Source organism: Pseudomonas sp. 18058 (assembly GCF_902706155.1).
Classification (GTDB): domain Bacteria; phylum Pseudomonadota; class Gammaproteobacteria; order Pseudomonadales; family Pseudomonadaceae; genus Aquipseudomonas; species Aquipseudomonas rustica.
The window spans coordinates 125,697-137,373 of record NZ_CACSJY010000006.1; the positions used below are offsets into that span (position 1 = coordinate 125,697).

The 11,677-nt window shown below is 56.9% G+C and carries 14 protein-coding genes; 4 read left to right on the forward strand and 10 right to left on the reverse strand.

Features of this window, described 5'->3' with window-relative positions:
• Window positions 1–33: 33 nt before the first annotated feature.
• The gene (locus GVL50_RS05290) at window positions 34–1,347 is read left to right on the forward strand and encodes an ATP-binding protein (protein ID WP_053116529.1); all 1,314 of its coding nucleotides are present in this window, start codon (window positions 34–36) and stop codon (window positions 1,345–1,347) included.
• Window positions 1,348–1,435: 88 nt separating this feature from the next.
• Here the strand turns inward: GVL50_RS05290 and rimK are convergent, their stop codons facing one another.
• The 3 genes from rimK to GVL50_RS05305 form a co-directional block, all read right to left on the reverse strand.
• The gene (rimK, locus tag GVL50_RS05295; RefSeq protein ID WP_007949201.1) at window positions 1,436–2,341 is read right to left on the reverse strand and encodes a 30S ribosomal protein S6--L-glutamate ligase; all 906 of its coding nucleotides are present in this window, start codon (window positions 2,339–2,341) and stop codon (window positions 1,436–1,438) included.
• On the reverse strand, window positions 2,338–2,757 hold the full coding sequence (locus GVL50_RS05300; protein WP_231982547.1) for an ATP-dependent zinc protease: 420 nt from the start codon (window positions 2,755–2,757) through the stop codon (window positions 2,338–2,340). Before GVL50_RS05300 ends, rimK begins: the two co-directional genes overlap by 4 nt.
• A 77-nt stretch (window positions 2,758–2,834) precedes the next feature.
• Window positions 2,835–3,614 carry an EAL domain-containing protein gene (locus GVL50_RS05305; RefSeq protein WP_159812004.1) on the reverse strand — a complete coding sequence of 260 codons (780 nt, stop codon included), beginning with the start codon at window positions 3,612–3,614 and terminating at the stop codon, window positions 2,835–2,837.
• 116 nt (window positions 3,615–3,730) lie between these two features.
• Between GVL50_RS05305 and GVL50_RS05310 the strand changes: the two genes are divergently transcribed.
• On the forward strand, window positions 3,731–4,138 hold the full coding sequence (locus GVL50_RS05310; RefSeq protein ID WP_159812005.1) for an RNA-binding S4 domain-containing protein: 408 nt from the start codon (window positions 3,731–3,733) through the stop codon (window positions 4,136–4,138).
• A gap of 151 nt (window positions 4,139–4,289) precedes the next feature.
• Here the strand turns inward: GVL50_RS05310 and GVL50_RS05315 are convergent, their stop codons facing one another.
• The gene (locus tag GVL50_RS05315) at window positions 4,290–5,090 is read right to left on the reverse strand and encodes a phosphatase PAP2 family protein (RefSeq protein WP_159812006.1); all 801 of its coding nucleotides are present in this window, start codon (window positions 5,088–5,090) and stop codon (window positions 4,290–4,292) included.
• Between the two features lie 105 nt (window positions 5,091–5,195).
• On the opposite strand from GVL50_RS05315, the gene hslO reads away from it, so the two are divergent.
• Both hslO and GVL50_RS05325 read left to right on the forward strand, forming a co-directional pair.
• Window positions 5,196–6,098, forward strand: coding sequence for an Hsp33 family molecular chaperone HslO (gene hslO, locus GVL50_RS05320; protein WP_159812007.1), 903 nt, complete (start codon window positions 5,196–5,198; stop codon window positions 6,096–6,098).
• 182 nt (window positions 6,099–6,280) lie between these two features.
• Window positions 6,281–7,822, forward strand: coding sequence for a phosphoenolpyruvate carboxykinase (locus GVL50_RS05325; protein WP_053116533.1), 1,542 nt, complete (start codon window positions 6,281–6,283; stop codon window positions 7,820–7,822).
• Window positions 7,823–7,884: 62 nt separating this feature from the next.
• On the opposite strand, the gene GVL50_RS05330 is transcribed toward GVL50_RS05325, so the two are convergent.
• From GVL50_RS05330 to GVL50_RS05355, 6 genes are all read right to left on the reverse strand, one after another.
• Window positions 7,885–8,364 carry a helix-turn-helix domain-containing protein gene (locus tag GVL50_RS05330; RefSeq protein ID WP_159812008.1) on the reverse strand — a complete coding sequence of 160 codons (480 nt, stop codon included), beginning with the start codon at window positions 8,362–8,364 and terminating at the stop codon, window positions 7,885–7,887.
• A gap of 99 nt (window positions 8,365–8,463) precedes the next feature.
• A complete protein-coding gene (locus tag GVL50_RS05335; RefSeq protein ID WP_159812009.1) occupies window positions 8,464–8,736 on the reverse strand; it encodes a type II toxin-antitoxin system RelE/ParE family toxin in 273 nt (90 codons plus the stop codon).
• Entirely contained in the window at window positions 8,736–9,179 is a 444-nt protein-coding gene (locus GVL50_RS05340) for a hypothetical protein (RefSeq protein ID WP_159812010.1), read from the reverse strand. The genes GVL50_RS05335 and GVL50_RS05340 overlap by 1 nt, the downstream gene beginning before the upstream one ends.
• A 122-nt stretch (window positions 9,180–9,301) precedes the next feature.
• The gene (locus GVL50_RS05345; protein WP_053116536.1) at window positions 9,302–9,601 is read right to left on the reverse strand and encodes a hypothetical protein; all 300 of its coding nucleotides are present in this window, start codon (window positions 9,599–9,601) and stop codon (window positions 9,302–9,304) included.
• A gap of 348 nt (window positions 9,602–9,949) precedes the next feature.
• Entirely contained in the window at window positions 9,950–11,092 is a 1,143-nt protein-coding gene (locus GVL50_RS05350; RefSeq protein ID WP_159812011.1) for a hypothetical protein, read from the reverse strand.
• 103 nt (window positions 11,093–11,195) lie between these two features.
• Window positions 11,196–11,456 (reverse strand): hypothetical protein, encoded by a 261-nt coding sequence (locus GVL50_RS05355; RefSeq protein WP_053116537.1) that lies wholly within the window; start codon window positions 11,454–11,456, stop codon window positions 11,196–11,198.
• Window positions 11,457–11,677 lie beyond the last annotated feature (221 nt).

Here is an 11,677-nt window from a genome sequence, read left to right on the forward strand (position 1 = left end):
TTGCTCGCTCCTGCAAGTGTGTAGCGGTTATTCATGAAAACCCCCGTCTGGTTCCCCCAAAGTTTTTTCTCCCGCACCCTCTGGCTGGTGCTTATCGTCGTGCTGTTTTCCAAAGCGCTGACCCTGGTTTATCTATTGATGAACGAGGACGTGCTGGTGGATCGTCAATACAGCCACGGCGTCGCTCTGACGCTGCGCGCCTATTGGGCCGCCGACGAAGAAAACCGCGCGAAGATCGCTGATGCCGCGACCCTGATCCGCGTGGTCGGCGCTGGCGTGCCGGAAGGCGAACAGCACTGGCCGTATAGCGAAATCTACCAGCGGCAGATGCAGGCGGAGCTGGGCGCCGACACCGAAGTGCGCTTGCGCATGCATTCGCCGCCGGCGCTGTGGGTTCGCGCGCCGAGCCTCGGTGATGGCTGGCTGAAAGTACCGTTGTACCCGCATCCCTTGCGCGGCCAGAAAATCTGGAACGTGCTCGGCTGGTTCCTCGCCATCGGTTTGCTGTCGACGGCGTCGGCGTGGATTTTCGTCAGTCAGCTCAATCAGCCGTTGAAACGCTTGGTCTTCGCTGCGCGGCAACTCGGTCAGGGCCGCAGTGTGCGTCTGCCGATCAGCGATACGCCGAGCGAAATGACCGAGGTGTATCGCGCGTTCAACCAGATGGCCGAAGACGTCGAGCAGGCCGGACGCGAGCGCGAGTTGATGCTGGCGGGGGTTTCCCACGATTTGCGCACACCGTTGACCAGATTGCGACTGTCGCTGGAATTGATGGGCGATCGCAACGACCTGACCGACGACATGGTGCGTGACATCGAAGACATGGACGCGATTCTCGACCAGTTCCTCGCATTTATTCGTGATGGTCGTGACGAGTCCGTGGAAGAGGTCGATCTCAGCGATCTGGTGCGTGAGGTGGCAGCGCCTTACAACCAGAATGAAGAGAAAGTCCGTTTGCGTCTGGAGCCGATTCAGCCGTTTCCGTTGCGCCGGGTTTCGATGAAGCGCTTGCTCAATAACCTGATCGGCAACGCCCTGAATCATGCCGGCAGCAGCGTGGAAGTTGCGGCTTATGTGAGCGGTGACGTCAGCGCGCCGTATGTGGTGCTGAGCGTGATGGATCGTGGGGCGGGGATTGATCCTTCAGAGCTCGAGGCGATCTTTAATCCGTTTACTCGCGGCGATCGTGCTCGGGGCGGGAAGGGTACTGGCTTGGGTCTGGCGATTGTGAAGCGGATTGCTTCGATGCATGGCGGAAATGTTGAGCTGCGCAATCGGTCCGGGGGTGGATTGGAAGCGCGAGTCAGGTTGCCGTTGGGGTTGATGTTGCCGCGGGATGCCGTTTAACGGCTGAAAAAAAGATCGCAGCCTGCGGCAGCTCCTACATGGAAATGCGTTTCCTGTAGGAGCTGCCGCAGGCTGCGATCTTTTGCATTTAGCCCTTGCCTTTGGTGCGCGTCATATTCGGCCCACCATTCTTTTCCAGATGCTCAATGATGATCCCCGCCACATTCTTCCCGGTGGTGGTCTCAATCCCCTCCAGCCCCGGCGACGAGTTCACTTCCATCACCAGCGGCCCGTGATTGGAACGCAGAATATCCACACCCGCCACCGCCAGGCCCATGACCTTCGCCGCACGCAACGCGGTCATGCGTTCTTCCGGCGTGATCTTGATCAGGCTCGCGCTGCCGCCACGGTGCAGATTGGAACGGAACTCACCCGGTTTCGCCTGACGCTTCATCGCCGCGATCACCTTGTCGCCGACCACGAAGCAACGAATATCCGCGCCGCCCGCTTCCTTGATGTACTCCTGCACCATGATGTTCTGCTTCAGGCCCATGAACGCCTCGATCACCGATTCCGCGGCAGTCGCGGTTTCGCACAGCACCACACCGATGCCTTGGGTGCCTTCGAGCACTTTGATCACCAGCGGCGCGCCGTTGACCATGTCGATCAAATCGGGAATGTCATCCGGCGAGTGAGCAAACCCGGTCACTGGCAAACCGATGCCGCGACGCGAGAGCAATTGCAGCGAACGCAATTTGTCCCGGGAGCGGGCAATCGCCACCGATTCGTTGAGCGGGAACACCCCCATCATTTCAAACTGACGCAACACGGCGCAGCCATAGAACGTCACCGACGCACCGATCCGCGGAATCACCGCGTCGAAACCTTCCAGCGGTTTGCCGCGATAGTGGATCTGCGGCTTGTGGCTGGCGATGTTCATGTAGGCGCGCAACGTGTCGATCACTACCATTTCATGCCCGCGCTCGGTTCCGGCTTCGACCAGACGGCGGGTGGAATACAGACGCGGGTTCCGCGACAGCACAGCGATCTTCATGCAACACCTGTGGAGGAGGTAGATACCGGGAACACCGGCTTGTCTTGTACATATTTGATACCCGGATTGACCACCAACTGGCCGTCGATCAGGGCTTTGGAACCGAGTAACAGGCGATAACGCATGGACTTGCGGCAGGCGAGGGTGAACTCGACCGGCCAGACCCGATCACCCAAGGCCAGGGTGGTGCTTATCACGTAGCGCACCTGCGCATGGCCGTTGGAGCTTTTAATGGTTTTGCGCGTCACCAGCGGCGCTTCGCAGCGGCGGTGACGTAACTGCACCACCGTGCCCAGGTGCGCGGTGAAACGCACCCACTTTTCGCCGTCGCGTTCGAACGGTTCGATATCGGTGGCGTGCAGACTGGAGGTGCTGGCACCGGTGTCGATTTTCGCCCGCAGGCCCGCGACTCCCAAATCCGGGAGCGCCACCCACTCGCGCAGACCGACAACGGTCAAATGGTCAAATGTCTTCAATAGATAAAAACCAACGATTAACGCGTCCAGGCCTCAGGTGCTACCTGGGCCAACGCTTTGAATGCAGGTCTGGCGAACCAGTAGCCTTGCATCAGAAATATTTCACAGTCCGCCAGGAAATCCCGTTCACCGGCGCTCTCAATGCCTTCGGCAATGACTGTAACGTTCAACTCCGCACAGATTGTGACAATCCCCCGAACGATCGCCTGACGAACACGGTCGCGATCGACATCGCGGATCAGCGCCATGTCGAGTTTGATCAGATCCGGTTGGAAATCAGCCAGCAGATTGAGCCCCGAATAACCGGCACCGAAATCATCGATGGCGGTTTTGAAGCCGAATTCGCGGTATTCACGCAGAATATTGGTCAAATGGCGATAGTTATCTACGTGCTCGCTTTCCAGGGTTTCGAAAATCAATCGGTCGATCGGGAAATTGTGTTTTTTTGCCGCCTCCAGAGTGCTGCGAATGCATAACTCTGGACGATAGACCGCGTTGGGCATGAAGTTGATCGACAAGTGTGTCTGCATATTTAGAGTGGCCGCGCCTTCGATGGCGCGGGTTCGGCAGAGCTGGTCGAAACGGTAGCGGTTGTCTTCTGTAACTTGATCCAACACGGTAAACGCGCCTTCACCGGCCACACCGCGTACCAGCGCTTCGTTGGCGAAGATCGACTGATCGCGCAGATCGACGATCGGTTGATAGGCGAAGGCAAACTCGAAGCCCAGCGGCTCGCTTTGCTGGCAGCCTTGGCAACCGGCCTTGGGCGAAGTTAATGAAGATGGAAATTTTGTCACTCGATCTCTCCGTGCCGATGAACCGGCCTGGATCACAGTCTATCTGGAGGGCCGAGTTGTTGCGCCCGACAGAAACGGTAGTACAGTTCCGACTACTGGCTGACCGAGGAATTCATATGGCGCAAAAACAGGAAGAGGACGACAAGATTCGTCTCGACAAGTGGCTGTGGGCCGCACGTTTCTACAAGACTCGCGCGTTGGCCAAAGCCGCCATCGAGAGTGGCAAGGTGCATTGTCGGGGTGAGCGCTGCAAGCCTGGCAAAGAGCCACGCATTGGCGATGAGTTCGAGATTCGTATGGGGTTCGAAGTGCGTACGGTGAAGGTCGAGGCGCTGTCGATCGTGCGCCGCGGTGCGCCCGAGGCGCAGACGTTGTACGCGGAGACTGCTGAGAGTGTTGCCAAACGTGAGGCGGCCGCGGCGATGCGCAAGGCGGGCGCGTTGGGCATGAGCACCGATGGCAAACCGAGCAAGAAACAGCGGCGGGATTTGTTCAAGTTTCGTGGCAGCAGCCACGACGAGTGAGAGCGAAGTTTTTGCGTTGTTGGTGCCGGCCTCTTCGCGAGCAAGCCCGCTCCCACATTGGATTGCATTTCAACGGAAGGAATGCGGTCAATTGTGGGAGCGGGCTTGCTCGCGAATCGAGTGCATGGCACTCGCCGGAGTCAACGCGGTATCAGGCGCTACGCACCACACTCATCCGCGACACCACCGGCAACTTGCCCAGCAGCGCAAAAACCGGCGCCGTCACCTTCAACCAGATATTCGCCGCGTGATACGCGAACGGCGTGTAATAACCCCAGCCCAACGCCCACACCGCCAGCAAAACCCCACCGATGTAATCGTCCTGACCCCAATGCGCACCGGCCACCAGTCGCGGCAACATGAACAACACCGCCAAACCCCACACCGTCAAAAATTGCCCGACCGTACGGCTGAACACGCCCATGAACAGCGCCCAGATCAACAACACCGAGGCGTGATCACCGGGGAAACTCTGGCTGGACCGATCTTTAATTTCCCAGGTTTTTTCCAGATCCGGGAAGTAGTCGCTGATGTGCACGGCGCCCTCAAGCACCATCGACGGACTGCTGTGCTGCCAATCCATAGAGTCGGCGAACTTGGAAAACAGTGCGCGAATCACCACCATCAACAACAGAATCGACAGAAAACCGAAAAAAGCCCGGCGCACGTCAATCGCCTTGAACACCCAGTCGCCCTTGATCAGCAGCGTCAGCAGGATCAGGCCAACGACGATGTCGAACGGACGCATACTTGCAATTGCCCAGATGTGGAGCCATATGGGGTTGCTGGCCAGCGGTGTATTGAGTGAGCGAAACAGCCACTCGTCGAAAATCACACACAGCGCGTTGCCCGTAGGCCATAACCAGAAAGCCAGTAGTGCTAATGGCACCACGTTGCACAGAACCAGCCGGCCGAGGTTCCACCTTGATTGGAACAAACCCGGATTGTTCATAAAATGCCTCCCATGGCAAAGCAGTCGGCACCAAAAGGGGTGCCAAGAAGCGCAAATTTTCACGTCTTGTAACCATTTTGTCACCACTTTCAGATACCCAGACCTATGACCGACCTACCGGATACCGATTTCACCCAACGCTTCATCTTTGATGACAGCGACACCCGTGGCGAACTGGTCGCGCTTGAGCGCAGCTACGCCGAAGTCCTCGCCAAGCACCCGTACCCGGAGCCGATTGCGCAATTGCTGGGCGAGCTGATGGCCGCCGCCTCGTTGCTGGTGGGCACCCTCAAGTTCGATGGACTGCTGATTCTGCAGGCGCGTTCCGAAGGCCCGATCCCGATGCTGATGATCGAGTGCTCCAGCGACCGCGACATCCGTGGTCTGGCGCGTTATCACGCCGACCAGATCGCCGCGGACGCGACCCTCGCCGACCTGATGCCGAACGGTGTTCTGGCCCTGACCGTCGACCCGACTGTCGGCCAGCGCTACCAGGGCATTGTCGACCTCGACGGCGAAACCCTGTCCGATTGCTTCACCAACTATTTCGTCATGTCACAACAGGTCGGTACGCGCTTCAAGCTGTTCGCCGACGGTCGTCGCGCCCGTGGTTTGCTCCTGCAGCAATTGCCGGCCGATCGTCTGAAAGACGAAGAAGATCGCGCCGCCAGTTGGCAGCACATCACCGCGCTGGCCACCACCCTGACCGCCGATGAATTGCTTAGCCTGGACAACGAAACCGTGCTGCATCGCCTTTACCACGAAGAGCAGGTGCGTCTGTTCGATGTGCAGAATCTGCGCTTCCGTTGCAGCTGCTCGCGGGATCGTTCGGGCAATGCGCTGGTCAGTCTGGGTCTGGAAGATGCGCAAGCGTTGGTCGCCGAACAGGGTGGCACCGTCGAGATCGATTGCCAGTTTTGCAACGAGCGCTACCTGTTCGATGCAGCTGATATCGCTCAATTGTTCGCTGGCGCCGGTGTCGACACGCCATCCGACACCCGGCACTAAAACGGTTCAGCGCAGGTAAATTCACTGCTCAAACGCGCAATTACGCCGTTACGACGGGAGGGCCCTACTCTTTTTGGGCGTTTCTGGCATAATCCGGCCCACTTTTTGTCGCGGTAGTAGTGCACGACTTTCTACTACAAAACGTTTGGAGCACACTCGGCCACTGGCCGACGGGGAATCTCATGACGCAAGCCAATAACGCCGTGTACACCGATCTGAGTGTCGATGATCTGGTAAAAGAAGCCTTGAATCGCGGTGAGGGCGAGCTTGCCGATACCGGCGCTCTGGTTGTTCGCACTGGTCACCGCACCGGTCGTTCGCCTGTTGACCGTTTCATCGTTGAAGAGCCTTCCACCCAGGCTGCTATCGCCTGGGGCCCGATCAACCGCAAGTTCCCGGCCGACAAGTTCGACGCGCTGTGGGCTCGTGTCGAGGCGTTCAACAACGCGCAAGAGCACTTCGTTTCCCACGTGCATGTAGGCGCAGCTGAAGATCACTACCTGGCCGTGAAGATGACCACCCAGACTGCCTGGCAGAATCTGTTCGGTCGTTGCCTGTTCATCAACCCGGCCCAGTACAACCCGGCCGGTCGTGAAGAGTGGCAAGTGCTCAACGTGGCCAACTTCGAGTGCGTGCCTGAGCGTGATGGCACCAACTCCGACGGTTGCGTGATCCTCAACTTCGCACAGAAAAAAGTGCTGATCGCCGGCATGCGTTACGCCGGTGAGATGAAGAAAGCCATGTTCTCCGTGCAGAACTTCCTGCTGCCGGCCGCTGACGTGCTGCCGATGCACTGCGCTGCCAACATCGGCGAAGAAGGCGACGTGACCCTGTTCTTCGGTCTGTCGGGCACCGGTAAAACCACCCTGTCGGCCGACGAAAGCCGTTACCTGATCGGTGACGACGAACACGGCTGGGGCGAAGGCGTGGTGTTCAACATCGAAGGCGGTTGCTATGCCAAGTGCATCGACCTCTCCGAGAAGAACGAGCCGGTTATCTGGAAAGCCATCAAGCACGGTGCTGTACTGGAAAACGTCGTTATCGACGACGCCAAGCACGCCGACTACGCCGATGTCAGCCTGACCCAGAACAGCCGCGCCGCTTACCCGCTGGAGCACGTTGCCAAGCGTTCCGAGCAGAACCTCGGTGGCGAGCCAAACGCGGTGATTTTCCTGACCTGCGACCTGACCGGCGTGCTGCCGCCAGTGTCGATCCTCAACGAAGAACAAGCGGCCTACCACTTCCTGTCCGGCTACACCGCACTGGTGGGCTCGACTGAAATGGGTTCCGGCAGCGGCATCAAGTCGACCTTCTCCACCTGCTTCGGCGCGCCGTTCTTCCCGCGCCCGGCTGGCGAATACGCAGAGCTGCTGATCAAGCGCATCCGCGGTTTCGGTTCCAAGGTCTACCTGGTCAACACCGGCTGGACCGGCGGCGGCTACGGCGTCGGCAAACGCTTCAACATCCCGACCACCCGCGCGGTGATCGCAGCGATCCAGAGCGGCGCACTGATCGGTGCTGACACCGAACACCTCGACACCATCAACCTCGACGTGCCACTGGCCGTACCGGGCGTTGAAACCAACCTGCTCAACCCACGCAACACCTGGGCTGACAAGGCTGCGTACGACGAGGCTGCCAAAGCACTGGCCGGTCTGTTCATCGAGAACTTCAAGAAGTTCGAAGTGAGCGACGCGATCAAGGCTGCCGGGCCGAAGTTGTAAGATTGGTTTGATGTGAATGAAAAAGCCGCCCTTCGGGGCGGCTTTTTTTGGCCGGCTTTTCATCATGGGGTTCGTTGTCGATTTTTCATCAGCAGTGCAGACAGTGAATGAGTATTCAGCGGGAAGGCTTCTAGACGATCCTCGCTAACGAGTGCCGCATCAAGAACACTCGTCTTTGACGTCGGAATTTTTTTAACTTTTTGGATCTCGCGTTTTAGTTCTCTCGCGGATTTGTTGCTTGAGGAATTTCTAGAGCAGAGAAGCTTGGCATTCTGCATTCGATTGCCGAGTTTATCCGTGGCGCCCAGTAGCGTCAGATCCTGCTCTAACCCCAAAACTTGCATCACTGCCAAGTAAGCTCCCATTGTTACGCCCGAACTGCCCGATTCCAGCGACCGCAAAGCCATGACAGACATTCCTGCACGCTCGGCGACCTGCTTCGCTGTGAGTCTGCGTCGCAGCCGGGCGAGTTCCAAGCGCTCACCAAAATCGACTAGTAAGCGTGCGATCCTTGGGAGCAGCGGTGCGGTTTTTCTGGCCATAACGCTAATATTCCTTCGCTAGGTGGGTCAAAACGCCAGAATAATTGCAGGTGTGTGGTTGATCTGGCAGTTGGGGTCTTATCGGCTCTTTTTGATTGGTCAGGGCCACTGCTGCCGGGCATGCATTATTCGCAGCACTTGCACGCATTCATCTTTAAGCATGTAGACGATGATGTAATTAGAAGCTGCAACGATTTCTCGTGTGCCTTCAACCCTGCCCTTTCTGTACAAGGTCGGGCGCTGTCGAGCGACTTCCCCTTTTGATTCGAATATTTCGTCGAGATCGGCCGCTGCAACAGGGTTGTCCTGACTAATGCGATCCATGATCCGGTCTCGGTCGTCATGCGCCTCGGGGCGCCAGACCAACTTCATCAGCGCGCTCGTTGACGGAGAGCATCGCGTTTGGCTGCAAATATTCGGCGGCTGTCTTCATCGCTGATGCTCGGCCTTGGGTCATCAATGCTGAGTTGCACCTGACGCTTGAACCATTCCTCATAAGCGGCCGCCTCGTGGGCCTGTTTCATTGCTTCGGCACGATCAGGCCGAGCGTAGGTTTTCAGTTGCTGCGGGTCGTAACTGGAGGCATCTACATTGAAGTGGCTGATGCCCATTCCCCGCAAGTAGCTCACCAGCGTTTCAAGCCGCTTGAACAGTCGTACCTGACCACTACGCTGTGCTGCCAGCGAGCATTCTTTTCTTCCCTGCAAAATTTGAATCGACCAGCCACCCGGTTGAGCGACGATATTTGTGCTGCTGACTGACCCGTTTTCAATCAAGCGAGCGAGGGTGCTGTGATCAATAGTTTCAGTGGTCATGAAGATGAGCCCTTGATTGAACAGTGGCTCCCATCGTACGCAATCAATAGTAGTTTGCAAAATTCAACTCCTTCTTTGGACATTGGTTTTCGAGCATTCATGCTCTCTGGTGTGGGGGATTTTTAAGCCGGAGCTTTCCAGTTGAGCATTTGCTGCTGGGCAACTTGCAGCAGATCACAACCATCCTGCGTCAGCAGATAGAGGGCGTGGGTGATGTGGGGGATGTCTTCGACGTCGGCTTGTTTGAAGTTGAGGCAGTAGAGGGTGCGTAGCAGGTCGCTTGATGCGCGTAAGCGCTGGACGGCGCATTCGAGGATGTCTTGCGGGTTGGCTTCTGTGTCGATGATCAGTGGGTTGGTGTCAGTGAGATTGGATTCGAGTGTTCGGTAACGATCAGTGGTGAATTGATTCCATGTTTTCATTGTTTTTGCCTCGTATTGCGTCAGGAGAATCCCCTCCTACCGTGACCAAGCGATAGGTGGCGGACTGCGTTCGGGTTGGTCAACCGATGAGGCATTCACAACCGGCACGCCCGAAGACGTCCCGAACACAGCCGCCATAGAGCGTGCTGACACAAAGAAGCGCCAGCAGCATACAACGACTGTGAATGCACATCTAATACGGGTGACCAAGCCCGAGTCGCTGGTTGGCAGCGACAGTCACAACTATAGATTCGCGCCCTCAAATCCCGATAGTCGACAAAGCGGTCTGTCCTTGTAGGAACGGGACGAAGATTGCATCGGACGTTCCTACCGATCCTTCAACGTTTTTCAACGCAAATGCACATACGCCGAAATATCCAGCAAACTCGTCGCCAACCCCGTAGCCGGTTGGTAAATCGGGCCTTTCACAGTCGAGAACGGCACGCCTTTGCTGCCGAGGGAAACATAACGTTCGCCCTGATCCAGTTCGGTGAAGTAGGTGTAGGAATAGTTGTGCATTAATTGATATCTGGCCTCGTCGCGGGCGATGCCGTTGGTGAGGTTTTCCAGGTCGGTCTGGGTCAGGTTGAGGGTTTTGTCGAGTGTTGTGCCCCAGCGCTTCAGGCAGATCTCAGCCAGGTGGCGAACGATGCGGCCGGGTTCGGTCAGCACTTTCAGGTCGCTGGCATTGGTCGGCACCCCGCCAGTGGAAGTGGCGTTGCCCGCGAGGGTAGCGTGGCGACCGGCCACTGGATAAATGGAGGTTTTGGTGTCGGTGGCGGTCTGCGGGATCACGCAGTTGAAACCTTTGGAGCGCTCGTCGCGGGCGTAGACGCCAACGTACTCTTTGACGTTGCTGCCGAGTTTGACGCGTTGCTCCTGAAAGTTGGCGATGCCCGGCACCGGGTCAATGGCAAAAATATTCACTGGGATATTTTTCAATGCGCTGTCCTTGAGCATCGCGTTGGCCAGCATGTGGCAACTAATACCGCCACGACTCCAGCCTACCAGGTTAACCGTGGTCGGAATAACGCCATCTTTACGGAAAGTCTTGATGATTTGTTCCTGTAACTTCTGCTGGGTGACGCTGCGGTCGCCGTAGTTATATTTACGCCAGAACCAAGAGCCTTCGACTTTTACATCTTCAATGGGAATGCCGGCGGCTTTAAGTCGGTTATATTCGGCTTCGGTCAGTTGTTCACGTTGCCATTCACATTGGCCTTTTATGATGTTCATGGCGTGCTGAACGTTTTCTTCCCAGCCCTTGCCGAACAGCGTGCCGCTTAGGCCGTAGTCTTTGTTCTCGGTGAATAGATCATCGGCCTGCAGGTTGCCGCTGCCGGGGCCGTCAACGACGATCCATTCAGCGAACTCGCGGCCTGTATGGTGCGAGGCAAGGGTGGAAACCAGTTCGCCGTCCCAGAAGTTTTCATGTTGGGTATCGAACTTGTTAGAACCTGTGCCGCAAAAAAATATAGTGACGACTGTCATGATGTTGGCCTTGTTGGATATAAGAGCCAACAAGTTAGTGTGCGTCCCACTCATTAATAAAGCGCCGGGTTGTATCCGGGTTTGAAAATTTGTGTTGGGGTTTTTATTTAAGTTGCAGCTTGGCAACTTGCAGCAGGTCGCAGCCATCTTGCACCAATAAATAAAGCGCATTGACGATATGCGGTATATCTTTCGCATCGGCCTGTTTGAAGCACATACAGTAAAGTGTTTCCAGCAGATCACTGGCGGCGCGCAAGCGTTGATCGGCGGCATCGAGCAAATCGCTGTGACTGGCGGCGGTGTCGATCAACATCACGGGTTTTTCGCTGTAGCAGGTTTTGAGTGGCTGGTAACGGTCGATCATGGTGAGGCTTGTCCTGTTCGAAGACGCTCGGGTCGGCCGACAGAGTGCTTTCAGCCGCGCCGGCCACTATAGAAGGGCGTTGCGCAGCGGGACAAGACGGCCGCAATGGACAGTGTTTGTAGGGTTTTTCCGGGTTTTACGGATTTTCCCTACGTGATTTTTCGGCTTGTTCGAGGCAAAACCTCTACGCGGAAAATTCCTACCTGCTTGTCAGGTAATTC

Coding starts and splice junctions, on each gene's coding strand:
- GVL50_RS05290 (WP_053116529.1), top strand. CDS start 34: ATGAAAACCCCCGTCTGGTTCCCCCAAAGTTTTTTCTCCCGCACCCTC.
- rimK (WP_007949201.1), bottom strand. CDS start 2,341: ATGAAGATCGCTGTGCTGTCGCGGAACCCGCGTCTGTATTCCACCCGC.
- GVL50_RS05310 (WP_159812005.1), top strand. CDS start 3,731: ATGGCGCAAAAACAGGAAGAGGACGACAAGATTCGTCTCGACAAGTGG.
- GVL50_RS05315 (WP_159812006.1), bottom strand. CDS start 5,090: ATGAACAATCCGGGTTTGTTCCAATCAAGGTGGAACCTCGGCCGGCTG.
- hslO (WP_159812007.1), top strand. CDS start 5,196: ATGACCGACCTACCGGATACCGATTTCACCCAACGCTTCATCTTTGAT.
- GVL50_RS05325 (WP_053116533.1), top strand. CDS start 6,281: ATGACGCAAGCCAATAACGCCGTGTACACCGATCTGAGTGTCGATGAT.
- GVL50_RS05330 (WP_159812008.1), bottom strand. CDS start 8,364: ATGGCCAGAAAAACCGCACCGCTGCTCCCAAGGATCGCACGCTTACTA.
- GVL50_RS05335 (WP_159812009.1), bottom strand. CDS start 8,736: ATGAAGTTGGTCTGGCGCCCCGAGGCGCATGACGACCGAGACCGGATC.
- GVL50_RS05340 (WP_159812010.1), bottom strand. CDS start 9,179: ATGACCACTGAAACTATTGATCACAGCACCCTCGCTCGCTTGATTGAA.
- GVL50_RS05345 (WP_053116536.1), bottom strand. CDS start 9,601: ATGAAAACATGGAATCAATTCACCACTGATCGTTACCGAACACTCGAA.
- GVL50_RS05350 (WP_159812011.1), bottom strand. CDS start 11,092: ATGACAGTCGTCACTATATTTTTTTGCGGCACAGGTTCTAACAAGTTC.
- GVL50_RS05355 (WP_053116537.1), bottom strand. CDS start 11,456: ATGATCGACCGTTACCAGCCACTCAAAACCTGCTACAGCGAAAAACCC.